Origin of the sequence: Streptomyces sp. R35, from assembly GCF_041053035.1 — a bacterium.
Taxonomy (GTDB): domain Bacteria; phylum Actinomycetota; class Actinomycetes; order Streptomycetales; family Streptomycetaceae; genus Streptomyces; species Streptomyces lutosisoli.
Genome location: NZ_CP163440.1, coordinates 5799609 through 5825712, shown reverse-complemented (window position 1 = coordinate 5825712; position 26104 = coordinate 5799609). Strand labels below are relative to the sequence as shown.

Here is a 26104-nt window from a genome sequence, read left to right as displayed (position 1 = left end):
ATCGAGGGAAGAGTTTTCACGGCCGCTGTCACCGTCCCCACCCAGTTCCACGGCGACCTGCTGGCGTTCACCGGGTCGGGACGAATCCTCCCCGGACAGACGCGGAGCCGGCCGAGCCCTGCGCGTCGACGCGGTAGGCGTCGCCTGAGGCACGGCGCACGCCGGTGCCGTTGTTGAACTGGGCGGCAAACTCATAGCTCGCGGCCGGCACGGTCAGGCCCGGCTTGAGGACCCAGCGGTAGACCAGCGCGCCGCCGGCCTCCTGGACGGTGACGGTGAAGTCACCACTCGGCAGGGTCTGCCAGGTGCCGGTGTTCTTCACCCCGCCGGTCTGCGCGATCCGGATCTCGACCGTGAGCGAGGTGAGGGGCCGGGTCGTCTTGAGGGCGAGGTTGCTCTGCGTCCAGTAGACGGTGCTGCCCGGGTCCAACGAGCCGGCCGACCACAGCGGCCCGTTCTGGCTCTCGCCGGCGGTCGGCGATGGACTCGTGGCCGGCGGAGTCGGGCGCGCCCTGCCCGGGGTGGCCGGGGCCGGCGCAACAGGGGTGGGGCGGCCCGATGTCGGGTGCGGGGAGCTGACGGTCGGGGACGGGGTGGCAGGCGTGGTCACGGTGGCCGACGGCGACGAGTGCGCGACGATGGCGGCGACGGCGAGGCCGCCGGTCGCCAGCATGCCGGTGGCGGCGAGCCCGGCGAGCGCGACCCTGGTCCCGGACCTCGCGAACGGCCGCGCGCGGTGACGGACGGCGGGGCCGGCCATGCCGCGTTGCACCCGGGCCAGCATCCGCGCGCGGTCGGGCCGGTGGGCCTCGGCGGCCTCGCGCAGCTGACGAGCGATCTCGTCGTTCACCGGTTCCTCCTCCCTGCCACCAGGTTCCCGGCCGCTCGTGCGCCCAGTATCCTTTCCAGCTCGGCCATCCCCTTCGAGGTCTGGCTCTTCACCGTGCCGACCGATATGCCCAGCGCTGCCGCCGTGTCCTTCTCCGACAGGTCGAAGGCGTGCCGCAGCACCACGCAGGCGCGCTTGCGGAAGGGCAGCCGGGCGAGCGCCGCGCGGACGTCCAGCACGGCCGCCATGTCCGGCCCCTCCACCTTCTCGGGGCTGCGGGACCAGAACAGCGTGATCCGGAGTCGCTCGCGCACCGCGCTGCGGATCCGTCCCCGCGCCAGGTTGGCCACCACACCGCGGGCGTAGGCGAGCGGGTGGTCGGCCTGCCGCAACCGGTCCCAGCGCTGCCACAGGGCGACCAGGGCATCCGCCGCGAGGTCGTCCGCCGCGTCGGTCTCGCCGGTCAGGAGGTGTGCCAGACGGGCGAGTTCGGCATAGTGGCGTTCGAAGAATTCGTGGAACTCCGCGGACGCGTCGTCGAGGAGCATCCCTCCGTCGCCCTCTCCTGGCGATGATGTGCACGTTAGTTGCATATTTAACAACAGGGGGCGCAGCCTAACAGTGCCCGGCCCGGGATTCGAACGGCGGTCGTGCTCGGTTGCGGACCGGTGAAGGCTGTCCGGCGGGCTGGTCAATGCCGGGCGAACTGGACGCCCGTCGGCTGCGCGACGTCCGGCTGCACGGCGGTGCCGTCGACGGTCAGCCGCTCCCCGTAGATGTCGGTGATCCTGACACCGGTCCCGCTCCCGGGGGGGGGGGGGACGGCACGCCAGCACCCGACGACCAGCAGCGCCAAGGGAATGCCCGTGACCAGTCCGCGCCTACGGTTGCGGCGCGGCGTGCTTCGTTGCCCTCATGCCCGTCCATCCGGTAGTCCGACTCGGCCTTCCGGCTCCCAGTTGCCGGCCGCTTGCGCCTGTGCTCTCCCGCAGTTGGCGATCGCTGCGACATGGTGATCGGCCGTGCTGCTGCGACTGGCACCATTTCGGCGTCACGAACGCGTTCGCCATGCTGCGTCTGTCGGCAAGAAGAGGGTGCGGTTCCACCCGGGTGATCGGGCATTCATGGCGGCGCCGCTGCACCAGCTCCCGAAGGACGTGCCGCCCAGGCTGCGGTTGCTGATGCGTCCGGACACGGTGCTGCGGTGGCACCGCGACCTGCTCGCGCGCCGCCACGCCGCCGCCTCCCAGCCGCCTCATGGGGCTTATCGGGTCGTGAGTGAGACTCGATGAGTGGCCGCCAGCAGGTGAGCACTCCTGATCAGTCCCGAACCCCCAGACGAACATTTGGACAGCGTGTTGAGGGTTGCCCCTTGCTGCCGAGGCGTCCGCGACGGAGCGTCATGCGCGGGATTGAGTGCACGGCCCGCATGTTGCTGACTAGGGAAAACAACATCAGATAGCACCGACGAGCGCACCCGGCAAGGATTCGATCCCACTCCCAAAGCGGGTGTCGAACTCTGTCGAGGCATTGGATGAGGGCAGCGCAGAGGATCTTCGACGCCTCCGCACTGACCCGGCTGCTCTGCTCGGCCGAACGTGGCCGCCCACTGGGCCACCGCTGCCCTCGGACCGCATACGCTGTCACAGGAGTGTGCATCTGCAATGCCAACACGTCAGGCACATCCCGCACCCGCAAGTGCAGTACCGCAACTGAGCAGTCGAGCCCCCGCACACCGTCCCCCTGTGGGTCCGTGCCCAAAGCGTGCCCATAAGACCGGGCAACAACGGTAAACAGCGGCACGAAGCCAGCCCTCCGAAGCTGCTTTGCGGCAACATAACTGCAGGTCAGAAGCAGTACCGCCATCCAAGCGCCGTCGCTTCCCAAGCTGAGAGTGCGAGTTCGATTCTCGTCACCCGCTCCATGGCAGAGGCCCAGGTCATCGACCCGGGCCTTTTTGCTGTCCGTGGTGACCAGTTGTCGCGTGCCAGATTCGTCCCCGAGGAAGACAAGGCCGTCGGCTCCGCGGCGGTCGGCCCGTCAGCGGGTGGGGGCAAGGTGTGTTGCCCCCACCGTGCCCTTCCGTCCCTGGGGCCCTCGGCTCCGGCCTCCTAGCGTGGGTCCATGCGTACCCACGAAGTCCCCGGGCAGACACACGGCACGCCGCATGTGACGCCTGCGCGGAACAACCGTGGTCCTCGCACCCTCGGGGCACTGCAGAGCACCGTGGGCAACGCGGTCGTCTCTCAGATGATCACGGTGTCCCGGATGATGACCGAGGACGAGTTCAAGCAGGGCACGACGGCAGTCACCGGGAGGCGCGGCCACTCCGAGATCACCAAGGTGGACCAGGCACTCAAGGCGTTCTACGCCCTGCCGGACGCCGGACAGGGCGCCCGGTGGCTCGCCCTCAGGGACATCATCAAGGCGTGCGGCGACTACGTCGCCCACAAGGGCGACGGAGGGTCGCGGGTCGGGGGCACCCGGCGGCTCGGCGACCAGGCCGCTGCGGCGCAGGGGCAACTGGACCCCGAGGCGGTCTTCCGGGATCTGCTGACCGAGATCGACCAGGTGATGAGCAAGGGGGACAACCCGGACTACGACCCTCGCATGCAGGCCGGCGAGGCCCAGAAGGCGGCCCAGGCCATCCCCGCGGACCGGTTCCACGAGATGATGGGCGGGTTCGTCCAGAAGCTGGGGGCGCTCCGCGAGGACGAGACGCTGCCCGAGGAGACGCACGCCGTCATCGGGGAACTGATGGCCGTGGTGCCGCTGGTGACCGTGATGCAGTACCCGCGGGGTGGCATGGGGGGCATGAAGCTCGGCCCGGACGCCACCGATGACAACCCGGCGTTCACGTTCAACGTCGACACCCAGGCCAGGGGCGGAACTTCCTTCCTGCTGGGGCACATCGCCCATGAGCTGACCCATGTGGCGGCCCATCAGGCGTTCGGCAGCAGCCCGGTGATGGAGCTGGTGCAGTCCGGGGCGACCGACGCGGAGGTCGCGGCGCTGGCGGCGGAGCGCAAGCAGACGCTCGCCGATCTGAAGGCGGCACTAGCCGGGAACCCCGAGTTCGACGACTTCCAGCAGGGGATGCTGGAGGAGAAGCTGGTCTACGGCGGTCAGCCGCAGAAGCTGGAGATGTACGCGAGCTCCTTCGAGGCGGCGGGCAAGATCACCCCCGCGCAGAAGAAGCGGCTGGTCGGCTGGGGCAAGGCGGCCGGAGACGCGTCCGGCACCCTGGTCGAGTACGACACCGTGCTCAACCAGATGCTGATCTATCTGCACATGTGGCAGACCAGCCAGGACAACCCCTTCTATGTACGACTGCGGGCGGCGGCCCAGGCGGCATACGACCGCCGGAGCCGCGCCCGCCGGCCTGCCACGGACGGGCCGGCCGAGCAGTCCTCGTAGAGCCGTTCGCGGTTGGTGTCGAGTCAGCTTCGCTGGAAGAACTCCACCTCCGCGAGGGCCAGTTGATGGCCCGAGGTCAGGCCGACGGGCGAGCGCAGGGTCAGGCGTACCGTCTTCACGTCGCTGATCCCGGTGGGGATCGTCTGGTCGCCCGGTTTGTCGCTGAGGGTGAGCTGCTTGTTCTGCCGCTCGCCGTCCGACGTCGTCACCTCCAGGTCCACTTGGAGTGCGCGTGCCTGGCTGTGGTAGTCCTCCGGGTTCCTGGACGGGCCGTTGGTGATGAGGAGGTCGACCATCCGGAACGGCTTGCCGAAGGTGTAGGTCACCGAGGCGCCGGGCGCGGGCGCGCCCCAGTAGCTGTTGCTCAGTCCGTCCGTGGTGTTCTTCGCCGGGTGCCCGGGGACCTCGGCGCTCGCCCTGATGCGCACCGGGGTCACGGGCTTGGGCTTGCCCAGCTTGTCCCGGGTGTCCTCGAACAGGGCGCGTCCGGCGGGGAGCAGCAGGAGAGCGCCGGCGCACAGCGCCACCACCACGGCCAGGATCACCAGGAGCCGCACCGCCCTGCCCGAACTCGCCCGCACCCGACGGCGGAACGGCCACACGGTCCGCCACCAGGGCAGCGGTTCGGGCTTCGCGGCGGGGTTCAGCGCGGTCGCGCAACGTCGGCAGAACCGACGGCCGGGCGGGTTGGGGGTGCCGCAGGAGGGGCAGGGGGCGCCTGCCACTTCGTCGGGGACCTCCGCGGGACGTACGACCGGGCGGGGGGCCACCGGCTTTGCGGGGCGTACGGGCTGGATGGGGGCGGGGAGTCGGCGTGTGGGGCCGGCCGGGGGGCCGGGGGCCGGCAGTTCCGAGGGGCCGGAGGGTGGAGTGGCCGGAGCGGGGTGGGTGACAGGGGCCGCGGACAGCGCACTCGTGGGGGCGGCCTCGTCGGTGCGGGAGGCCTCGCGGGGTGGTCGGGCGGGGGGCGGGAGCGGAGGGCTCGGCGTCGGCATCGTCGGGGCCTGGCCGGGGTGCGGGGCGTGCCGTCTCCCCGTACTGGCCGGAGGTGGTCCCGGAGCCCTCGCCGTCGCCGTCGCCGTCGCGTGAGTCCGCGGCCGGCGCCGTGCTCGCCCCCCGCTCCTCGCCGCGGCCGCGACCCGTCAGCCGGGTGCGCAGCGACGAACCGCGGGCGGGCGCGGCGGACGCCGGCTCCTCGGCCGGGGGCGACGAGGGCGCCGGAGTGGCGGCCGGGGGTTCGGCAGGTGTGGTCAGGGCCGGCGGCTCTGAAGCCGTGGGTCGGGGCACACGCGTGACCGGCGGCTCCGCAGTCGTACCCGATGCCGGCGGCTCCACAGGCGTACCCGAAGTCGACGCACTCGAAGACGCCGTATCCGAAGACGACGTACCCGGAGACGACGTACTGTCCGACCACCCCAAGTACGCCCCGCAGTTACCGCAGAAGTCGTCCGTGGAGCCGTTGGACGCCCCGCACGCGGGACATGCGCGCATGACGTCACCTCCCTTCGTCGGTGGGCGGGCCGGGCAGGATCTCCACCCGGCAGACGGTGTGCACCGGGCACATGGCCCGGACGACCTCGTGGACCCGGCGCTCGTCCACCCGTGCCTCGCGGCCCGGCCACACCCGGACCAGGGTCTCGGCGGGGGGCTCGGGCGGCAGGTCGGTACCGGCGGTGCTGGACCACGCCGCGCCGCCGTCCCCGCTCACCTCGGCGTGCACGCCGAGCGCGAGCCGCAGTCCCTCGACCAGGCCGCGCCTGGTGCCGCGCCACCGGTGCAGCTCCACCGCGCGGACGACCGCCTCACGGCGCAGCTCCACCGGCCACCGCGGGTCGTCGGCGGCGCCCACCCACGACGCCAGCCAGGCCAGGAAGTCGCTCGGAGCCACCCGGGGGTCGAGGTAGGAGGGCAGGTTGTCGAGGGTCGCGAACACCGGGGCGAGGACGGTGTCGAGCCCGGCCGTGAACCGCTGCGCGAAGTCGTCGTCGGCGTACAGCGCGGGCAGTTGCCCGCCGATCGGGTACTGGCTGGGCAGGCCGGGTACGGCGGCGCGGCTCATCCCCGGACCCCTCGTACCCCTGCATCCGGCTCTACCGCCGTGACGACCACCTGGTGCTGGTAGGAGAAGACCAGCGCGCCCGAAGCCACGTCGATACGGTCCGACGGTGCCCCGCGCCGCCCGGTGATCGGGTCGGCGGCGAACAGCAGGATCTCCTCCACCAGCGCGTTGCCGGTGGCGCGTTGGAGTACGCCGAACACGTCGCCGTACTGCACGGGCCGCCCGAAGGGCCACCCCGTGCCGTCTGGACCGCCGTGCAGCGGGTTGAGGTGCCGGAACAGCGCGGCGAGTGCCGCGTCGCGTACCCGGTCGGTGTCGCCCGGCGCCGCGGCGAGCCGGGCCACCACGGTGACGCCCTGGTAGACCGGCGGCTCCACGACGAGGCGGGTGCCGATCAGGCGTCGTTCGTCGAGGCTCGCGGTGATCGCTTCGAGCACCTGGTCGGAGGGGATCAACTGCTCGAAGCGGAGCCGGTCGTCGTCCTCGTCGGCCACCGCGTCCGGCACCACCAACACCCGTACCGCGCCGGCGCCTTCGGCCGCGGGCAGGCAGCGGACCCGGCGGACCGAGGGTGCCGCCTGGCGGGCGATGATCTCGTAGTCCTCGGCGGTCACCGCGCGTTCCTGCATCCGCAGCGCGTCCGGTGCCCGCAGCTTGGCGTTGTCGATGGTCTCGCCGGCGACGCCGCCGCGCGCCGCCTCCCGGTTGACGACCCGGGCGACGTAGGGAACGGAGCTGCGCAGCACGGAGATCGCGCCGCGGGCGACGTTGCCCGCCGGTCCGCCGCCGGTGCGGTAGCGGGCCACCCGTATCTGGGCGCCCTTGGGCGGCACGGCACCGCACTGCCGCAGCGTGCCGTCCGGCTCGCGCAGCACCGGCGGGAAGCTGAACTCGCCGGTGGTGGCGTCGACGCGGACGTGCCGGTCGGCGGGGCCGGAGCGGCCGAAGTGCTCCACCACTTCCCAGCGCTGCCAGCCCTCCTCCGAGGACACCTCCACCACGGGGGGCTCGCCGTCGAGGAGGACCGGCGGGCGGCCGAGCCGGAACGTCTGCCCGGAGACCCCCTCCGAGGTGCCGAGCGGTACGTCGGTCTCGGTCTCGGCATGCTCGACGGACATGGTGCCGCCCACGGTGAACACCACCGCCTCGCGCACCGTCGGGGACTCCGAGTAGAACGGCTGGCCCGGTTCCGCCTCGGTGACGCGGCAGCGCAGCCAGCCGGCCCGGGTCCCGCCGATCACCGACGCCGTGTGCCCGGCCGGTACGTACACGATGACCTCGCCGGGCCGGTTCAGGCCGCCGGTGGTGTCCTCACCGGTCTCGCACACCTGCCAGCCGCCGCCGGCCCACGCCTCCCACACCAGCGGGGGCTGGCGCGGGTCCACGCCGATGCCCTCGACGCGGCTGTCCAGCTGTACGGCGACCACGCAGCGCGGTACCGCCGTCGGCAGGCCGAACAGCAGCGCGTCGCCCGGCTCCGGTGCGGGCTGGAAGCACGGTACGTCGCCGGCCTCGGCGAGCGTCCTGGTCCGGTCGGTCTGCTCACCGGTCCGGGGCGCGGTCACCAGCCGTATCAACTCGCTGGGCACGATGCGCAGTTCGTCCGCGGTCGTGAACACCACGGCCTCGTCGCCCTCGCCGCCCGCGGTGGTCACCTCGGTGCCCGGGGGCAGCGTCACCGTGTCGGGCTGCGGCGCCGACAGCCAGAAGTCGACCTCGGCGGCGGCCGAGGCCGGCGGGAACAGCCGGATGCCCAACAGGTCGAGGAACGCCGTGTAGTTCTTGTCCGGGACCCGGTTCAGCCGGTACAGCAGCTGGTCCACGAGGTAGGCGAATGTCTCGATCAGGGTGACGCCCGGGTCGGAGACGTTGTGGTCGGTCCACTCCGGGGCGCGCTGCTGCACGTACCGCTTCGCCTCGTCGACGAGTTGCTGGAACCGGCGGTCGTCCAGGTTGGGGGAGGGCAGGGCCATCAGCCGGCGCCCCATTCCTCGGCCCCCTCCTCGGAGGGGATCGTGTAGAAGGGAAAGACCAGGTTGCGCCGGTCGTTGGTGGAACGCATGGTGTAGTGCACGTCGATGTAGAGGGTTCCGGCCTCGACGGCGTCGTAGGCGACCACCACGTCGTCCACCGCGATGCGCGGCTCCCACCGCTCCAGGGCCTCGCGCACCTGCTGCGCGATGAGTCCGGCGGTGGCGCCGTCGCCGGGGGCGAAGACGTAGTCGTGGATGCCGCAGCCGAACTCGGGGCGCATGGGGCGCTCGCCGGGTGCGGTGCCGAGCACCAGGCGGATCGCCTCCTCGATCTCCCGCTCCCGCTCGACCATGCCGATCCCGCCGGTCGGCCCGACCCGCAGCGGGAACGCCCAGCCTCGGCCGATGAACCGCTCGCTCATCACACTCCCCCGATCAGGACGTTGAGGGCGCCGGCCGAGATCATCGCGCCGCACGTGGTCTTGTCGCGCATCTTCGCGGCCGGAAGCCCGCCGATGAGGACCTGGCCCCGGGCGAGCGAGGCCGGGTCGGGCATGACCACGTTGCCCGGTCCCAGGGCCAGGTGCGGTGGCATGGCGCAGGTGTGCACGCTGCCCACGACGGCGGCGGGGCGCCCGCCGATCAGCACGCGGGCCACCGCCGCGGCGGCGCCGGGCGGCGGGGTGGCGATCACGCCGCCGTGGTTGGTGGGGTCACCGGTGCGGGCTGCGGCCGGCATGCGGTGCTCCTTTCGCTGGTCACGGTGTTGGGCCTCAGTTGATCCGGATCGCTGGTCACGGTGTTGGGCCTCAGTTGATCCGGATGAGCTTGGCCTTGAGGATGCCGAGCAGACCGCCGTCGACGGTGACGTTCGAGCTGCCGGTGACGCTCACCGTGCGGCCGCCGATCTTCACCCCGACCCGGCCCTGGATGTCCACGTTCCGGCCCGAGACGCTCACGTCGCCCCGTCCCGCGTCCAGGGTGATGCCCTTCTTGTCGAGCAGGACGGAGGTGAGGGGCTGTCGGCCCTTCCCGGCGTACACCGTCAGCTCGATCTGGCCCCGCCGTTGATCGAGGCGTACTTCGAGGCGCTCGTCACCGGACACGAGCCTGAGTCCGGACGTGCCCGGTGCCCTCGCGTCCAGGAGCTCCATCCGGTGCCCCGAACGCGACACGATGGAGCGGCGGTTGACCTTCCCGGTGCCCTTGTCGATCAGCGGGACCTTGTGGGGCGACGGCTTGTCGACGCCGTTGTAGAGCCCGCCGATGACGTACGGGCTGTCCAGCAGGCCCTGTTCGAATCCGACCAGGACCTCGTCGTTGACCTCGGGGCTGAACACGCCTCCGCCGCCCTTGCCGCCCCACTGCACGGTGCGCACCCAGTCGGTGGTGTAAGTGTCGTCCAGCCAGGGGAACTTCAGCTTCACCGAGCCGTTCTCGGCGCCGCCGATCTCGCGTACGTCCGTCACCACGCCGATCGCCAGACCCGGCATGCGCGAGCCGCGGCCGGGCGCGTTGGCGCCGGTCACCAGGCCGGTCAGGGAGCGGTCCGGGCTGGCGCTCACCCACACCGTCGTCCGGTACCCGCCGTGCGGTTCGAGGACGTGCTGCACCGCCGTCGCCGTGTACTTGCCGGAGAACGCCTGCCCGACGTTGCCGAGCGCCACGGGCTTGCCCGCCCTCAGCCGCGGGTTGCCCTCGGCCACCGCCTCCAACTCACCGAAACCACGGCTGACTTGATCGGACACGGCGTCCGCGACCGCCGTCGTCTCGGCCAGGGTGCGGTACGGGGTGTCCGTGACGGTCAGCTTCGCCGACTTGCCGAACCGGGCGGCGGCGAGCGCCGGGCTCAGGCCCGGCACCACCGTGTCACTGGTCACCGACGGCTGCCGGGACACCAGCGGCTTCTTGGTGGTGACGTCCCAGCCGCGCACCTCCACCTGCGACGCCCCGTCCGCCGCCGACAGCGAGGCCCGCAGCGCGAGCAGGTTCGCCCCGTACTCCAGCACCATCGGGTTGCGGGACGACGAGGTCGACGGCGCGGGCGCGCCGGACGCCTTGACCGGCTTGGTGAACTGGAGCAGCCCCTTGTCGTCGACGCGCACCAGCGCGCCGCTCTCCCCCGCCAGGAACTGCAGGAAGTCCCAGTCGGACACGTTCGCCTGCGAGAGCTGCTTGTAGGTGACCGGCGCGGCCTGCACGGTGCCGCAGGCCAGCCCGGCCCCGGCGGCCACCTTGCGGACGATCGCCGACGCCGTCATGTTCCGGTACGCCACCACCTTCCGGCCCCGCTGGAGGCGGTGCGCCTTGGAGTAGGCGCGCACCACGGTGAACGAGCCCGTGCTGTCCCGGTCCAGTTCGAGGGCCGTCACCTCGCCGGTGAACAGCCGCTCGCGCGCCTGCCCGGACACGGTCACCACCGACACCTTCAGCGGGGTGCCGATGGTGATGCCGGTCGCCTTGAGGAACTCGTGATCGGGGTCGCGGAAGGTGAGCTGTGCCGCGTCGGGCAGGCCCACGTTCTCGTCCACCACACAGCTCACCAGCTGGGCGGCCCAGATCTGCGGAAGTTCGGCGGGCGTCTCCACCACGGGGTCCGCCGCGAACAACCGGCCCCTTGCCTCGGTGGTCATCGCTCCTCCTCACCGCCCGCGTCCTGCAGCCCCGGCACCACCAGTTCGGTACCGGGTTCGAGCGCCATCGGGTCGTCGATTCCGTTCGCCTCCGCGATGACCCGCCAGGCCGTCGCGTCGCCGTATTCCCGCCAGGCCAGCATGGCCAGGCTGTCGCCCGCCACCACGGTGTGCGTACTGCGGGCGGTGCGCGCGCCGGACGTCGGGTTCTGGCCCGCCGGGCCGACGCTCGCCTCCTCGATCGACAGCGCGCAGGTGGCCCGCAGCGGCCTGCCGTCGACGTCGAACAGCGTGTACGACACCGACAGGCTGGAGAGCACCCCGTCGAACGAGGTCGTCCGGGCGGTGCCCCACGTGAACCGCACCCACGGGCTGGCCGGCTTCTTGCGGCCCAGGCTGGCCGGGGTCGGCACGCACGCCTTCATCAGCTTCTCCACCGCCTGCTCCACGGAGTTGTCGTGTTTGGCGGTGGCGTCCAGGAACACCTCCAGGCTCAGCGTGCGCGGGCCACTGCCGACGAACTCGGGCAGTGCCGACTGCCCCGCCATCCGGGACGGCGAGCGCCGCCACTCGGTGGTCTTGCTCAGCTGCAGGGTGGAGGGGTTGAACTGGAGGTTGAGCCGTGCGATGGTCCCGCCGGGCTTCGCGCCGACCGACGCCGGGGGCTCCTTCAGGGTCAGCTTGGCCCTGGCCCGACTGGCGCGCGCTGGTGACATGGCGGGACCTCCTTTCCGGGGGCCGATACGTGGTGGGGAACTGGTTGATGAGGGTGTGTCAGGACGGGCGCAGCCCCTCGTGGGCGATCTCCAGGGTCTCCACCGCGGCCTGCGAACTGGCCGGGTCGAAGGACGGCCCCTGCCAGCGCACCGGGACGATCCCGAACACCTGCCAGCTGATGATCTTTGTCAGGTCCGGTTTCAGGGCCACGATCTCGCCGTCCTTGGGCTCCACGCGCTTCAGCGTCTCGTCGAGCCAGCGGGCGATCTTCGCCGTGTCGGCGGTGACCGGCCGGGTGAGCGTGATGTTCGACCAGGTCACGCGTCCGGGCAGTTGCCACGTGAAGCCGTTGTTGCCGCCCTCGGCGTAGCTCTCCATCTCGACCTCGGCGCCCATGCCGGAGCAGGTGTGGAAGGCGCCCAGGTCGTTGCCGCCGATCGCGAGCCGGAAGAACACACTCGTCGCGAAGATGCTGTCCGTCATTCGTCCGTCATCCGTTCTGGCTCTCAGCGGCGTCCGTCGTAGGGGCGGCCCGTGCGGTCCCGGCCGCGGCGCAGCTCGGTGCGCAGCAGCCGGGCCACCGGGTCGAGCAGGCGGCGCGCCAGGTCGTCCAGGTCGAGGCCGGGGTCGTCCTGGGGTGTCTCGGTGCGGCGGGCCGCGTTCTTGCCGGAGGCGGCGGATGACGTGGCCGACGAGGAGGCCGCGGAGGACAGGGACGACGACCGCTTCCGGCCGGGTGCCGGAACCTCCTTGGCCAGTGCGCCTGTCGGCGGCGCGGGGGGCGCGGAGGACGACCGCGGGCGGCCGCGTGCGTCGCGCTGCACCGCGAGTGCCGGCCCGTCGGCCCCGCCGGTCCCGCCGTCCGCCGTAACGGTCCTCGGCCGGACCACGGGGACGGCTCCCCCCGGTGCCGGGGGGGCCGACGGACGGTCCGCGAGCGGCGGTGCCTGCGGGGCGGTCACCGGCAGGGGCCTCGCCGGTACGGCGGCAACCGGGGCGGCCGTCCCCTGGAGGGGCGGCGCGGGCCGGACTACCGGTACGCGCTGAACGGGGTCCGGGGAGCGGGTCGTTGGTACGCCCGACCCCTCCGGTCCGGGGTACGCGGCTGCTGCCCGCTGGACCTGCGGCGTGGCCGGGGCGAGGACGGACGGGCCGGGCGCCGGGCGCGCGGGGGTCCCGGGGCCGCCCGGCGAGGGCGCCGATGTGCCGGACCGGCGCGTGGGCGCCTCGGCGGTCGGCGTGGAGTCGCTCTGGGGGGCGGCCGGTGCGCCGGGCCAGCGCGCCGCCACCACGGGACGGCCGCCGGAGCGGGAGACGGCGGGCTGTGCCACGCCTTCCGGGGCACGGGTGTTCAGGGTGAGCCGACGCTCGGCGAGCAGCGAGAGGGTACGGGGGGCCGGCGGGGCGGAGTGCGCTGTGGAGCGGGTCGCGGTGAGCGGGGACGAGGTGGCCGGGCCGGTGGTCCGGGCACCTGTGGTGCCTGTGGTGCCTGTGGTGCCTTCGGCCGTGGCGCGGGCGACGACGAGCGGGTCCTGGGCGGCGGGGTCTCGGGGCCGTTGCCCGGCGGCGCCCGGCCCCCCGGGGGTCTGGTAGCCCCCGGTGCTGTCGGCCACGGCCCGGGCGACGACGACCGGGCCCGGAACGGAGGGGCCCTGAGGCCGGTGCCCGACGGAGCCGGAACCGGCTCCCGTGCCTTCGGCCGTCGCCCACGCACCGACGACCGGGCCCTGGGCGGCACGGCCCTGGACAGCGGCGTCTCGGGGCCGTTGCCCGTCGACGCCCGACCCGCCGGGAGTCCGGTCGCCCCCGGTGCCGTCAGCCACGGCCCGGGCGACGACGACCGGACCCGGGACGGAGGGGCCTTGGGGCTGCTGCCCGCCGGACGTCGTGCCGGGTCGTGGCGCGTTCCCGGCCGAGCCTTCCGGGCCTACGGCGCCTGCCGGGCCGTGGGCCGGGGCGGCTGCGGACGGCGTCACCAGCGGTGTGGCGGGCCCGTTTCCGTGGTCCGCGGGGCCGGTCGACATGGTGCCCCCGGTGGCGGACGGGTCCACGTGGCGGCGTTGGACGTCGCCCGTCCCCAGCAGCGGCGCGCCCGGCGTGCGGGGTGCGGCCTCGGTGGGCGTCCGGTCGCGATCCGGCGTGGGCGGCGCCGGAGCTGCGCCGGACCCCGGGTCCTGATGTGTCGTAGCACGCTGGATGTCCGGGCGGGAGGCACGGGCACCGGACGCGGCGGAACCGGGCACCTCGGCGTTCGGCGGCAGCGCGGACAGCGGCGCACCGAGGCCGCCACGCGCGCGTGCCCCGCGGTTGCCGGGGTCGGTGGTCCGGCGCGGGGCGGCGGGCGCCGTTCCCCTCGTACCGCCGTCGTACGGTCCCGGAGTGCCGCCCCCGCCTTCCGCATGGCGCTGAACGACGGGCAGCGCCGGACCGGTCGCGGATCCGGCGCCGGGCGCGGGGGTGCCCTGCGGCAACGGTGTTGCGGTGGAGGGCAGTTCACTCAGCGGGGCGCCGAGGGGCCTGCGGCCGGCCTCGCGCGTGGCGGCGCGCTGCACGGGGGCGGAGGCCGGACCGGGTGGGTCAGGGGTGGTGGCGCTGTCGGGCGCCGGTGCGGCGGTGGGCCGCAGGGCGGGGACACGGCGCGTCGGTCCGGCGGGGCGCCGGGCGACGGTCAGCGCAGCCCCCACCGGGCGGAGCCGGACGGCCGGGTGGGACACGTCGGGGCCGGCGGCACGGGATGCCTCCGACTGCCTGGCTGCCCCGGCGGGCTGCGGCCCCGTCGCGGTGCGTTGGACGGTCGGTCCGGAAGGCGTACGACCCCCGGAACCGGCCGGCGAACGGGACGGCTCGGCCGGGGCGGGCCGCGTCCTGGCAGCGGGCCGGGCCATGGCCCCGTCAGCAGCCGCGGGCGGGATCACCGCCACACGTCGTACCAGCGGAGTCGCGGGAGCGACCGGCGTCACGACCGGGCCGGCGCCCGGCTGCACGGCCCGTTGGACAGCGGGAGGTGCCGAGGAGAGCACAGCGGGCGAGTCCGCGGACGTGAGGCCACGGGCCCGCCCGGCGTCGCCCGAACGGCCCTTCCCCGCAGTGCTGTTGTCGCCAGAACGCTCCCCCAGGGGTGCCGGGCCGGATGGCCGCGCCCCCGGACGTGTCCGGCGCGAGACCTGGGTCGTCGGCGCATCCGCTGCCGCACCCTCGCTCTCCCCCGCCCCGCCCGCCCCCTCCGGGCGCAACGCCCGCAGCAGCAGCGGACCCCCGACGCTGCGGGTGGCCTTCGGGGCGGCGGCCGGGCGCGTGACGCCGCTCACCAGTCCGGTCGGGGCGGTGGGGAGCAGGGCGTGGCCGAGGCCCGCGTCGAACGACGGGTTCTGCCAGGCTGCGAGGCCCGCGCGGAAGGCGAGGCCGTCGCTCACGCCCAACGGGGCGCGGGACACGGTGAGTTCCGGCGCGGTGGTGCGGCGCCAGCCGCCGTCCCAGTCACCGGGCACGGCGGGACCCGAGTCGTCGCGCGCGGCCGGGCCCGAAGTGCCGGGCGCGCCCGGCTCCTCAGGTCCCGCGATGTCCGGCGCGGCGGCCCGGCGGCGCAGCCTGTCCCGCCATGCCATGTGCTCAACCGCCTTCGTTCACACGGGTGTTGATACGAGCGATCTCGGCCACCCACTGCCGGCGCTCGTCGTGGGTCAGGTCGAGGATCTCCTCGCGTTCCCAGTGGAAGTGGTAGGCGATGTACGCGATCTCCTCCCGGAGCCGGGGAAGGGCGTACGTCACGATTCCCCCAGGCGCCCACCCGAGAGGTCGACCTCGAAGCCGCCCTCGCAGTGCGGGCAGGTCACCGCCGCGCGGGTGTGGCCCTCGCTGTTGACCCGGCGGTAGAAGTCCTGGAGGAAGGCGACGTCGGTGGCGTACATCCGCTCCACGATCCCGGCGTGCACATCGCTGATCGAGCCGATCCGGGTGATCACCTGGCTCAGCAGCACCACGCTCAGGTACGCCGGGTTCTCCTTGACCCGCAGGTCGATCTGGGGCCGCAGTTCGTCACGGGCTGTGGCCAGGCGCATCGAGCCGTGGCGGTGCACCGTGCCCGCCTCGTCGACGTACCCGCGCGGCAGCTCGAACTCGAACTCGGTGCGCAGCCCGTGGTCCTCGCGGCGCGGCGGGGCGGCGGCGGGAGGTGCCGCCGCCTGCTCCGACGCCTGGGCGGGCTCCGTCGCCTGGAGGATCTCCTCCAGGTTGCCCGCCGTCACCGTACGACGCCTCATTCGACGATGATCTCCTCGAACACGATCGTGACCGACTCGGTGGCCGGAGACGACTCGCCCGCCTTCAGGGACGGGCCCTCCCACTTGGAGGCCCAGCCCTGCATCAGCTGGATACGGCGGACCGTGTTGCCCTCGGTGTCCTTGATCTCGATGGTGAGGTTCTGCCGCGCGGAGTTCACGGCGCCGTTGTTCAGGGTCTCCTTGATCCACTTGGTGAACTCGCTGCTCTGGTCGAGTCCCCGGGTGATCGTGATCTCACCTGCCTGCCGGGCGCCGGGCTGCTTGCGGATGATCTGCTTGCCCTCCGCGCTGACCTGCTTGACCTCGACGACCTCCTCCTCGACGGTCAGTCCGCTGATCTCCTGGATCGACTCGACCAGGTAGCCGCCGAGCTGCACGCCGAAGACGTGGGTGGAAAGAGCATCGCCCGTTGCCATGACTGTCTGTCACCTTTCCTTACGGGTCTTTTTCTCTGCTTCTCTACTGACCCGTTCTCACTCGTCGATGAGGCTGGTGCTGTCGGAGAACTGGGCCAGCCGGAACACCACGAACTCCGCGGGCTTGACCGGCGAGACGCCGATCTCACAGATGACCCGGCCCTGGTCGATTGACTCCTGCGGGTTGTTGTCCCGGTCGCACTTCACGTAGAACGCCTCTTCGGCGGTGCGGCCGAACAGCGCGCCCCGGCGCCACTCCTCGGTGAGGAACGCGGTGACGTTGCGCCGGATGCTCGACCACAGCCGGTCGTCGTTCGGCTCGAAGACCACCCACTGGGTGCCCAACAGGATGGACTCTTCGAGGTAGTTGAAGAGGCGACGCACGTTCAGGTAGCGCCAGGCCGGGTCGGAGGAGAGGGTGCGGGCGCCCCAGATCCGGATGCCCCGGCCGGGGAAGGCCCGTACGCAGTTCACGCCGATCGGGTTCAGCAGGTCCTGCTCGCCCTTGCTGAGCCGGATCTCCAGGTCCACAGCGCCGCGGATCACCTCGTTGGCGGGCGCCTTGTGCACACCGCGCTCGGCGTCGCTGCGCGCCCACACACCGGCGATGTGACCGCTCGGCGGCACGGTGGTGTTGCGTCCGGCGGCCGGGTCGAAGACCCGCACCCACGGGTAGTACAGGGTGGCGTACCGGGAGTCGTAACCCGCCTCGTCGTTGCGCCAGGTGCGCACCTGCTGGGCGGAGAGCCCGGGCGGGGTGTCCAGGACAGCCACCCGGTCGCCCATCTGCTCGCAGTGCGAGATCACCGCGAGCTGCACGGTGCGCACGCCCTCGGCGTCGATGTCGCCGCGCTGGTAGGCGCTCATCAGGTCCGGCACCGCGACCATGGTGATCTCGTCGATGGTCTCCAGGCCGCCGAACCCGGTGCGGGCCGCGGCGTCGCCGACGTACTCGGCCGGGTTGAGGCGGGACACCTCGCCGGAGCCGTTCGCGGCGGGCGCGGCCGGGCCGTCGGGCAGCGCCAGGGTCTGGCCGGCGGGCCTGGCCTGGGTGGCGCCCTGCTGCTCGGTGACCTCGATCAGCTTGGAGGCGCGGGCCTGGTTGACCAGGTACCCCTTGACGTTCTTGCGGGTGGAGGCCTCGTACGTCTCCGCCACCTTGTCGCCCTGGCGGACCAGGACCTTGAAGCGGTCCTCCGACGGCTTCTCGCCGTCGGCGTCGGCGACCTCCACCGACACGCCGGTCACGCCCGGCTTGGCCGCGACCAGGAAGCCGCCGAGCTCGACCGGCTCCGCAGCCGTGTTCCCGCGCCGTCCGCCGTTGACCGACGGGGCGGAGGCGTCCTCGGCCGCGCCGCCGATGCGCACCACGTACGCGGCGCCGCCGCCGTTGGCGAAGTAGCCGTAGACCGCGTGGGGCAGATAGGTGCCCTCGGTGAAGCCGCCGAACTGCTGGGTGTACTGGTCCCAGCTGGTGACCAGCGTGGGCGCGTGGAACGGGCCGTTCTCGGCGAACCCGACGAACGCGGCGACGGCGGTGCCGACCCCCTCGATCGGTCGGGCACCGGACTGCACCTCTTCCACGTACACGCCCGGGGTGAGGTACGTCGGCATGCTTGCTCCTTCGCGTCCTTACGGGTCACCTGTATCCAGGCCGAGTCTTCGTGGGGGTCCGCCGGGGCGCCAGGGACCCGCGGACCTGGTCGGGGGCAAGAACGCTGCCTTTCCAGACTCCCCGCGCTGACCGTCCGGGCGTCGCCCACCTCTGCCCTCGCGCTGCCCGCGCGGACCTGGACGCCCCGTTCGCCCGCGCGGTCCACTGGAGGCTGCAGCGCAGGTGTGCCGACGAGGAGGCAGCAGATGCAGACGTCCAGGTCGCACGCCGAGCAGGCCGAGACCCGGAAGTCGGCGCGCGGCCCGGCCGCCGCCCGCCGGGAGACGTCCGAAGGCGGCGCCGCCGTACCGCCTCCGCTCACCGCCGACGCGCTCCGCGCGGCGCAGCGCGGCGCGGGCAACGCCGCGGTGACCGGCATGATCGCCCGCCGCGCCCGCACCACGCCCGCCCCCGAGCAGCCGGACCACGGGGTGGACCGGGTCCTGGGCTCCGCCGGCAAACCCCTCGCCTCGCCGGTACGCCAGGACATGGAGGCTCGGTTCGGAACCGACTTCTCCGATGTACGACTGCACACCGGAGCCTCCGCCGCCCGCTCGGCCCGCGCCATCGGGGCCCGCGCCTACACCTCCGGCAGCCATGTCGTCCTCGGCGCCGGCGGCGGCGACAAGCACACCCTCGCCCATGAACTCACCCACGTCGTCCAGCAGCGGGGCGGTCCGGTGTCGGGCACCGACCACGGCAACGGGCTCAAGGTCTCCGACCCGTCGGACACGTTCGAACGAGCCGCCGAGGCCAACGCGCACAAGGTGATGTCCGGGCCGGCCCCGGACGTGCAGCGCCTGCCGGAGGCCGGGCCGGACGGGACGGCGGAAGCAGCGGCGGACACGGTCCAGCGGGCCAGCAGCACCGTGCTGGAGAACGCGGTCGTGACGCACTACCAACCGACCAAGGCCGGCACCCAGAACGCACAGAACCTCACCATCCGGCGTCCCAGCAGGGTGACCGGCCCCGTCAACCCGACGGGCACGGCCGGCCGGGCGGCGGCGCCGAACCCGATCGCGGTCAAGGAACTCCACACGGCCTACAAGAACCAGGTCGGCAAGCGTGGGGCGCCCAGCGAGGCGGACGTGTGGAAGGACCTGTTCGGCGGGGCGGGCTACGACCGCGGCCATGTCATGGGTCTGGAGGTGGGCGGGAGCGACGTCAAGGAGAACATCGTCCCCCAGTGGTCCCTGAACCAGGGCACCGGCATGTGGCGCCGGATCGAGACGGCGTTGGTGGGGGTGGGCACAGGCAACCTCCGCTTCGAGGTGAACTACGCGACGGCACAGGGCAATCACCGCCACGTGATGATCCCGGTCGGCATCGACATCTACCTCGACAACGCCTCCTACGACGTGTGGGAGAACGAGCCGGACGTCAACGACCTGATGAGGGCGGGCAAGGACCCGAGCGACCTGGCGGAGTACTACACGCAGGCGAAGGAAGCGCTGAACGGCCAGACGACGCGGACCGAGGCCCAGATGCAGGACTTCGCCGTGGCGGCGCTGTCCGAGGACAAGGCCACCTTCCTCGCCTACCGGGACTACGAGGCGGCGAGCGCCCAGGGCCAGAACCCTGGTGCCAGTACCGCCGGCACCCACTTGCAGGGCATGACCAAGTCCACCTTCCCCAAGGACCGCCGGGACAAGCTCATCAAGTCGTACGTCGACGCGGGCTGGGTGACCAAGACCGGCACCGGTCCCAGCGCGACCTACACCCTGCACGACGCTCCGGCTCCGGCGCCCGAGCCCGACAGCGACGTCAGCTCCAGCGGCGAGTCCGACGTCGAGATGTCCGACGGTTCCCAGATGTCGGCGCCGGGACAGCCGTTCGCCAGCATCCAGTTCGGCTCGCAGAGCAGCTCCGACTCGGACTTCGACGACCGGATGTCCGATTCCTGAGCATCACCCTCAGGCGTCGTTGGCCGCCGCCAGGTGCGGGCCGAACTCGCCCTCCAGGACCAGCCGTCCGAGCTTGCGGTACTCCTGTGCGACCGCCGTCACCACCTGCCGCATGGTGAGCGGCTCGCCGGACTCCGCCGCGAGGTAGGCCGCGGTCACCGCGCAGGCGCGGATGGAGCCGCCGGCGAGTTCGAAGCGGTCCGCGCAGAAGGCGAGGTCCAGGTCGTGGGCCCGGGGCAGCCGCTCGCCCAGGCAGCGTTCCCACAGGGCGAGGCGCTGGCCGGAGTCGGGCACCGGGAAGTCCGCCACCACGTCGAGGCGGCGGGTGAACGCCTCGTCCAAGTTGGCCCGCAAGTTGGTGGTCAGCACCGCGATGCCGTCGAACGACTCCATGCGCTGGAGCAGGTACGCCGACTCGATGTTGGCGTGCCGGTCGTGCGCGTCCTTCACCTCCGAGCGCTTGCCGAAGATCGCGTCGGCCTCGTCGAAGAGCAGCACCGCGTTGACCGCCGACGCCTCGGTGAAGATCCGCTCCAGGTTCTTCTCGGTCTCCCCGACGTACTTGTCCACAACTGTGGACAGGTCCACCACGTACAGGTCCATGCCCAGGTCCGCCGCGACGACCTCGGCGGACATGGTCTTGCCGGTGCCCGACTCGCCGGCGAACAGCGCGATGACGCCGCGCCCCCGGCCGCCGCCGGGCCGCATCCCCCACTCCCCGAGCACCTGCTCGCGGTGGCGGGCCCGCAGCGCGAGTTCGCGCAACCGCCGGTGGGTGGTCGGCGGCAGCACCAGGTCGTCCCAGCCGACGCCCGGCTCCACCCGGCGGGCGAGCCGGTCGAGCCCCGCGCCGTTCTGGGCACGTACGGCGGTGCGCAGGTCGTCGGCGCGGACCGGGCGGCCCGCGAGGGCGGCCGTACGCATCGCCACGTCGGCGGCGCGGCGCAACTGCCCGGAATCCAGGCGGTGCGCGGCGACGGACTGGGCGAGCTCGTCGGTGTCGCCGGTGCCGGTCGCCGAGCCGTCACCGGCGGCCCGGTCCAGGGCGTGCCGCCACCGCTCGGCCTGCCGCTCGGGGGAAGGCGCCGGCACGTTCAGGACGACGGGGGTGTCGGCCGCCCACAGCGGGTCCCAGGTGCCGGTGCCGTGCGTGAACAGGGGAATCCCGCGCAGCGCCGCGCACAACGCCCCCAGCGTCCGGGCTCGTTCGCCCGGTTCCGCGGGCAGCGACTCCAGCGGGCCGACAACGACCCCGGCACCGGTCAGACGGGCTTCGAGGGCGGCTGTCCGGGCGAGCTCCGGTACGTCGCCGGGGCGCCGGGCGAGGGCCACCGCGTCGAGGACGAGCGGGCGCAGCCCGGCCGCGTGCAGGGCAGCGGTGGCCAGCCCCTCGGCGTCGCCGCCCCGGCTGCGCAGATGGACGAGGCCTGCGCCGGTCCCGGCCGCGGCCGCCGTCCGGTGGACCTCCGCCGCCTCGGCGGTCGGGTCCTCGCGGGCCTCGCCGAGCACCCCGGCGAGCCGGGCGTCGGGTCGCGCGCTGCCCAGCAGGTGCGCGGTGACCCGGTCGGGGACCGCCAACACCCGGGACAACGGCGGCCGTTCCGGCTCGGTGACCTCCACCAGACCGCCCTCGACGAGCGGCGCCCCGGGGGCGAGCCGGAACCGGGCGGCTGCCGCGCCGGCGAGCCCGCACAGCTCCAGGGCGAGCCCGACCGTGGGCCGACGGCGCGTCAGGTCGTCGTTGAGATAGCCGTAGAGCCGCTCGAACCGGGCGTCCAGGTCGGGCGCCACCGCGACCAGCAGCAGGTCCAGATCCAGCGGGGACAGCCCGAACCGCCGGGCGAGGCCGTCGAGAACGGACCCGGCCGGCGGTCGCCACGGCTCCTGGGCGGGTACGTCGAGACCACCCGGCTCGTCCAGGATGCGAGCCGCCGCCTCGGGGCTGAGGTACTGCCCCCGATACGGGTCGTCAGGATCGGGATCGCCGGCACGACGGACAGCCACGGCGTGCCGCACCCGCTCCTCGACGAGACGAAGCCGCGCCCACAGGTGTTCCCCCGGGTCGGCCGTAGGCCCGGCGATCGCTGCCGCTTCGGCAGTGTGCATCACGGCTGGTAATCCCCTTGGTGGAGGCGCCTAAGCGGCCTTGGCAAGTTCCGGTGCGCTACAGCGCCCCTCAAGGGGCGCGGGGAACTGCGCGACCAGCCCCCACCGACCCGCAGACGAATCACCGCGCTTCCAGCGGAGCTCACGGCTGGCGATCCCCCCGGCGGCGCCGCTTCGCAGGGGCGGGTCCCCGCTCGCGTGGGCCGGCAAAGCCGTCCGGACCGGGGTCGGTCGTCTCCGTGTAGCGGAGCCGGCGTCCCGGCGTCGCTTCGCCGTCCTCGCCGCGGGCGGCGGAGCGCACGACGAGCCCTTCGGTGACCGGCGGCGCGACGGCCGTGCTCACCCCGGCGAGCGGCGCCCGTACCCGTACCCCGAGCGATGCCTTCAGCTCTCCGCCGAGCGCCGACCACACATCGGACGCGGCCGGCGCGTCGAGCCCGGCCCCTCCGGCGTCCAGGCTCACGGTCAGGCCGAGTTCGGCGAGCGTGCCGGTGAGCAGCCGCGCGGGCAGCGTGTCGGTGGCCACCAGAGTGGCGAGCACCTGCGAGAGCAGCCGGTGCTCGTCCTGCGGTCGGCTCGCCCACGCCGTGACCAGGTACGTCAGCTCGAACCAGCGGGGCGGGGTGCGCCGCGCCACCAGGTACCCGTCCGCGTCGTACACCTCCCCGGCGCCGCTGCCGCGCCGGACGGCGTCCTCGCGGATGTCGTACAGGAAGACGCAGACCGTCGGGGCGCTGCGGCGCGCCGCCCAGTCCCGGGTGGGGGCGTCGAACACCACCTCGATGCCCGACGTCTGCAGGCCGGACTCGCCGAGCAGCCGGCGCAACCCCTCGTCGACCTCGTGGATCACCGGCGGGTCACCTCGTCGGGCGGCTGCACGCTGCCGCTGACCACCAGGAAGTCGGTCTTCACCGGTGAGAACCCGGGGCCCTTGGCGGTGATGGTGCGCGGTCCGGTCTGGTCCTTGGCGAGGATGAGCAGCTGGCCGATGAAGGTGCCGTCCGGCTTCGGCACGGTCGGCGCCGCCGCCGCGGTGATCCCCGGATTCCAGGTGAACCGCACCGGCACTCCCGGCGGGAAGTCCTTGCCGCGCACTGAGGTGACGAAGCCGGGCTTGCCGATCGCCGGCACCGCGACGATGCGCGGCTGGAGGATGCGCAGCCGCTTCCGGGCGGTGTTGTCGCCCTTGTCGGCGTCCGTCCCGGTGGTGGTGAGAACGCCGGTGACCTGGCCGGTCAGCGCCTTGTCGGGGCTGAGGACGACCCGTACGACGGTGCTCTCGCCCGAGTCCAGGTCCGGCAGCGCACACACCCAGGAGGCGTCGCAGCCCGCCGGCGGCCCGCTGTCCGGGATGCCCTTGGGAAGGCCGATGCGCAGCCGCAGCCCGGTCGCCAGCGCGTTGCGGCCGTTGCGCACGGTGTACGTCACCACGACACGGCCGCCGACGTAGCCGGGGTTCGGCTGGGCCGAGACGCTCACCCCGGGCCCGGCGTCGGGCTCGGGCGCCTGCGGGGGCACGGTGGGTGTCGGTGTCGGGGTGGGCGTCGGTGTCGGTGTCGGGGTGGGCGTCGGTGTCGGTGTCGGGGTGGGCGTCGGTGTCGGTGTCGGAGTGGGCGTGGGCGTCGGAGTCGGCGTGGCCTCGCGCACCGGCACCACGGTCCGGCCGGCGTTGTCGCTGGGCTCCGGGTCCAGGACCGTACCGGTGACCGACCAGTCGACCGGCTGGTCGCCGACGGTGACCCCGGTGAGGGTGACGGTCACCGGGACGGTGCTGCCCGGCTCCACCACGCCGACGTTGCACTGGAGCGAGGCGGCGTCGCAGGTGCCCCCGGGCCAGGTCACCCCGGTGACCTGCACACCGGTGGGCGGGGCGATGGTGAGCGTGGTGCCGGGGGAGGCGGCGGGTCCGTTGTTCACCACGTCGACCTGGACCGTGGTGGAGTCGCCGACGGTGACCTCGGGGGCGGTGCCGGGCGCCTGGAGCGCGAGGTCCACGGGCTGCTGGACGCCGGGTTCCTTCTGCCGGCCCGGGAGGGTGCTGGTGAGCGGGGTGACGTCGCCGGAGTCGACGTCCAACAGGCTCAGTTTCTCGGGGCTGTTGGCCGCGACGGCGGCCCGTGAGCTGAACACCAGGCCCTGGCCGTCGGCCGTCCAGGCGGCGTCGCGCGGCTGGAACGGGCCGGTGGTCGAGGTGTCCGGCAGATCCCGGCCGCAGGCGCCGGGCAGGTCGAGGACGGAGGCGGGCAGCAGCACCTGGCAGTCGTCGCCCGACAGGGACGTGAGGAGGAGGCCGTCGCGCTCGTCGACCGCACCGCCGCCGCTCTTGCGGTTGAAGGCGATGCCGGTCCCGTCCGGCGAGAACGCCGGGCTGTCGTCGATGACTTCGCAGCTGCCCGGGCAGATCGTGGCGCTCAGGTCGCGCTGCCGGGTCAGGTCACCGACGGGCACGGTCCAGATGTGCTTGTTGCCGCCGCCCCCGTCGATCACCTCGTTGCGGGTGAAGGCCAGGGTGGTGCCGTCGGAGGACCAGGTGGGCTGGGCGTCGCCGCCCGTCTGCTCCCCGGCCGGCGGAGTGACCTCGCCGGTGATCGCCCCGGTGGTCGCGTCCGCGATGAGGATGCGGCTGGGACCCGCGGCCTCACCGACGCCGCCCGGCGAAGTCCGGGTGAAGGCAAGGAACTTGCCGTCCGGGGAGAACGTCGGGTCGGTGTCCCAGTCCGTCGCGGCGCGTCCCGCGAGCGGCATGGGCGCCGCGTTGGAGCCGTCGGCATCCACCCTCCAGATCCGCTCGATCCGACGGCCGTCGGCGTCGGTCTCGAAGCGGGTGACGACGATCCGGCGGCCGTCGGGCGTGTAGTTCTGCCGCTCGGTCCACGGGTCGTACCCGGCCGCCGGCTGGAACAGCGGGTCCTTGGCGGGATCGGTGTTGGTGTCGGCCGCCGGGTCCTCGTTGAGGATCGTCAGCCCCAGGTCGCGGGGGTCGGACCCGTCCGCCCGGGCGTCCTGCAGCGTCACCACGTGCGCGCCGGCCGCCGTGGTGCGCTCCACCACCGCACTGCCGCCGTCGACCGAGCCGAGCCAGGTGACCGCGGTGACCTCGCGGTCCTCGTTGAGCACCAGCCCGGGTTCCTGGTCGGAGTGCGCGGGAGTACTGAACACATGGTCGTAGTCGCCCTCGCACGTACAGGTGATCTCGGGGCTCAGGAACACCACCCCGTCCCCGTCGGGCTTCCACGCCGCCCCGTGGGCACGCCAGGTCGCGTACGTGCCCCCGAGCAGCGCTTCGTCACCGTTCCCGTTCGCGTTCGTCACCCGCAGCCGGGGCGTGCTCTGCCCGTCGACGGTGGTCGTGGCGGTGTACGCGATCCAGTCCCGGTTCTCGTCGTCGTTCACCGGGTTCCACGCCGGCTCGGACGCCGTGCCGTTCGCGGGATCGGTGATCCGGGTGGCGGTGCCGCCTGCCAGCGGCCGTACGTAGATCTGCTGTCCCACCGACACGTCGCTGTCACTGGAGTACGCCAGCCGCTGCCCGTCGGGGGAGACCGTCGGGCCCTCCTCGTCGGCGGGGGTGTCGGTGAGCCGCGTCAGGCCTGTGCCGTCGGTGCGTACGAGCCACAGGTCACGCTGCGTCCCGCCGTCCAGGCCCCCGGACCCGGCCGCGTCGAACACCACGGACTGCCCGTCCGGTGTCAGCCGGGGGTGCGCCGCGTCCATGCCGCTGGTGAGACGTCGTACGGAACCGTCGGCGGCCCGCAGGTAGATCTGCGGGTTCTTCTCGTCGCGGCGGCTCGCGAAGACCATCTGGTCGCCGAGGGCGGACGGCTGCATGTCGTTGTGGGCCGGGCCCTCGCCGAACAGCGGTGTACTGGACGTGGTGGAGGCGACCAGGCCGAGACTGCGGTGCCCGGTGCCGGCGTACGCGATCCGGGTGTCCGCGGCGTCGGCCACCGCCTGCGCCCGGGGCTCGGCGCTGCCCTGTCCGGAGGCCGCCGTCACCGCGAGCAGCGGGATCAGCAGCAGCAACGACGCGCCGAGTCTCCCCGGGCGGTACCGCCCGCCGGGGCCAGCGGTGCGCATCACGGTCCACCTCGCAGTCTGGTGCAGCATCTGGACGTA

Annotated in this window: 20 protein-coding genes; 2 read left to right on the top strand and 18 right to left on the bottom strand. The window is 73.1% G+C overall.

What is annotated here, in order from left to right; all coding sequences use genetic code 11:
* Positions 1 to 67: 67 nt before the first annotated feature.
* Positions 68 to 850 carry a hypothetical protein gene (locus tag AB5J50_RS26665; RefSeq protein WP_369260803.1) on the bottom strand — a complete coding sequence of 261 codons (783 nt, stop codon included), beginning with the start codon at positions 848 to 850 and terminating at the stop codon, positions 68 to 70.
* On the bottom strand, positions 847 to 1377 hold the full coding sequence (locus AB5J50_RS26660) for a SigE family RNA polymerase sigma factor (RefSeq protein ID WP_369260802.1): 531 nt from the start codon (positions 1375 to 1377) through the stop codon (positions 847 to 849). Before AB5J50_RS26660 ends, AB5J50_RS26665 begins: the two co-directional genes overlap by 4 nt.
* Before the next feature lie 1576 nt (positions 1378 to 2953).
* On the opposite strand from AB5J50_RS26660, the gene AB5J50_RS26655 reads away from it, so the two are divergent.
* Positions 2954 to 4246: a hypothetical protein gene (locus AB5J50_RS26655; protein WP_369260801.1), complete on the top strand. Its 1293-nt coding sequence runs from the start codon at positions 2954 to 2956 to the stop codon at positions 4244 to 4246.
* A gap of 23 nt (positions 4247 to 4269) precedes the next feature.
* On the opposite strand, the gene AB5J50_RS26650 is transcribed toward AB5J50_RS26655, so the two are convergent.
* From AB5J50_RS26650 to AB5J50_RS26590, 13 genes are all read right to left on the bottom strand, one after another.
* Complete coding sequence (locus tag AB5J50_RS26650; protein ID WP_369260800.1) at positions 4270 to 4971, bottom strand: zinc-ribbon domain-containing protein; 702 nt, start codon at positions 4969 to 4971, stop codon at positions 4270 to 4272.
* A 770-nt stretch (positions 4972 to 5741) separates the two neighbouring features.
* Positions 5742 to 6305, bottom strand: a complete 564-nt coding sequence (locus tag AB5J50_RS26645; RefSeq protein WP_369260799.1) for a phage tail protein — start codon at positions 6303 to 6305, stop codon at positions 5742 to 5744.
* The gene (locus AB5J50_RS26640; protein ID WP_369265519.1) at positions 6302 to 8278 is read right to left on the bottom strand and encodes a putative baseplate assembly protein; all 1977 of its coding nucleotides are present in this window, start codon (positions 8276 to 8278) and stop codon (positions 6302 to 6304) included. Before AB5J50_RS26640 ends, AB5J50_RS26645 begins: the two co-directional genes overlap by 4 nt.
* On the bottom strand, positions 8278 to 8700 hold the full coding sequence (locus AB5J50_RS26635) for a GPW/gp25 family protein (RefSeq protein WP_330306022.1): 423 nt from the start codon (positions 8698 to 8700) through the stop codon (positions 8278 to 8280). Before AB5J50_RS26635 ends, AB5J50_RS26640 begins: the two co-directional genes overlap by 1 nt.
* The gene (locus AB5J50_RS26630) at positions 8700 to 9017 is read right to left on the bottom strand and encodes a PAAR domain-containing protein (protein ID WP_330306021.1); all 318 of its coding nucleotides are present in this window, start codon (positions 9015 to 9017) and stop codon (positions 8700 to 8702) included. The genes AB5J50_RS26635 and AB5J50_RS26630 overlap by 1 nt, the downstream gene beginning before the upstream one ends.
* Positions 9018 to 9087: 70 nt before the next feature.
* Positions 9088 to 10911 carry a VgrG-related protein gene (locus AB5J50_RS26625; RefSeq protein WP_369260798.1) on the bottom strand — a complete coding sequence of 608 codons (1824 nt, stop codon included), beginning with the start codon at positions 10909 to 10911 and terminating at the stop codon, positions 9088 to 9090.
* A complete protein-coding gene (locus AB5J50_RS26620) occupies positions 10908 to 11627 on the bottom strand; it encodes a LysM peptidoglycan-binding domain-containing protein (RefSeq protein WP_369260797.1) in 720 nt (239 codons plus the stop codon). Before AB5J50_RS26620 ends, AB5J50_RS26625 begins: the two co-directional genes overlap by 4 nt.
* A gap of 58 nt (positions 11628 to 11685) precedes the next feature.
* On the bottom strand, positions 11686 to 12111 hold the full coding sequence (locus AB5J50_RS26615) for a phage tail protein (protein ID WP_330306018.1): 426 nt from the start codon (positions 12109 to 12111) through the stop codon (positions 11686 to 11688).
* Positions 12112 to 12134: 23 nt separating this feature from the next.
* Positions 12135 to 15233, bottom strand: coding sequence for a hypothetical protein (locus AB5J50_RS26610; RefSeq protein ID WP_369260796.1), 3099 nt, complete (start codon positions 15231 to 15233; stop codon positions 12135 to 12137).
* Between the two features lie 4 nt (positions 15234 to 15237).
* Positions 15238 to 15396, bottom strand: coding sequence for a DUF6760 family protein (locus tag AB5J50_RS26605; RefSeq protein WP_369260795.1), 159 nt, complete (start codon positions 15394 to 15396; stop codon positions 15238 to 15240).
* Positions 15393 to 15887, bottom strand: a complete 495-nt coding sequence (locus AB5J50_RS26600; protein ID WP_330306016.1) for a hypothetical protein — start codon at positions 15885 to 15887, stop codon at positions 15393 to 15395. The genes AB5J50_RS26605 and AB5J50_RS26600 overlap by 4 nt, the downstream gene beginning before the upstream one ends.
* On the bottom strand, positions 15884 to 16324 hold the full coding sequence (locus AB5J50_RS26595) for a phage tail protein (protein WP_189151609.1): 441 nt from the start codon (positions 16322 to 16324) through the stop codon (positions 15884 to 15886). Before AB5J50_RS26595 ends, AB5J50_RS26600 begins: the two co-directional genes overlap by 4 nt.
* Positions 16325 to 16381: 57 nt before the next feature.
* Entirely contained in the window at positions 16382 to 17938 is a 1557-nt protein-coding gene (locus AB5J50_RS26590) for a phage tail sheath family protein (RefSeq protein WP_369260794.1), read from the bottom strand.
* 246 nt (positions 17939 to 18184) lie between these two features.
* On the opposite strand from AB5J50_RS26590, the gene AB5J50_RS26585 reads away from it, so the two are divergent.
* Positions 18185 to 19882, top strand: a complete 1698-nt coding sequence (locus tag AB5J50_RS26585; RefSeq protein ID WP_369260793.1) for a DUF4157 domain-containing protein — start codon at positions 18185 to 18187, stop codon at positions 19880 to 19882.
* A gap of 9 nt (positions 19883 to 19891) precedes the next feature.
* On the opposite strand, the gene AB5J50_RS26580 is transcribed toward AB5J50_RS26585, so the two are convergent.
* The 3 genes from AB5J50_RS26580 to AB5J50_RS26570 all read right to left on the bottom strand — a co-directional run bounded on the left by AB5J50_RS26580 (position 19892) and on the right by AB5J50_RS26570 (position 26065).
* On the bottom strand, positions 19892 to 21988 hold the full coding sequence (locus tag AB5J50_RS26580; protein ID WP_369260792.1) for an AAA family ATPase: 2097 nt from the start codon (positions 21986 to 21988) through the stop codon (positions 19892 to 19894).
* A 142-nt stretch (positions 21989 to 22130) separates the two neighbouring features.
* Complete coding sequence (locus tag AB5J50_RS26575; protein ID WP_369260791.1) at positions 22131 to 22838, bottom strand: DUF4255 domain-containing protein; 708 nt, start codon at positions 22836 to 22838, stop codon at positions 22131 to 22133.
* Complete coding sequence (locus tag AB5J50_RS26570) at positions 22835 to 26065, bottom strand: hypothetical protein (protein WP_369260790.1); 3231 nt, start codon at positions 26063 to 26065, stop codon at positions 22835 to 22837. Before AB5J50_RS26570 ends, AB5J50_RS26575 begins: the two co-directional genes overlap by 4 nt.
* Between the last annotated feature and the right edge of the window lie 39 nt (positions 26066 to 26104).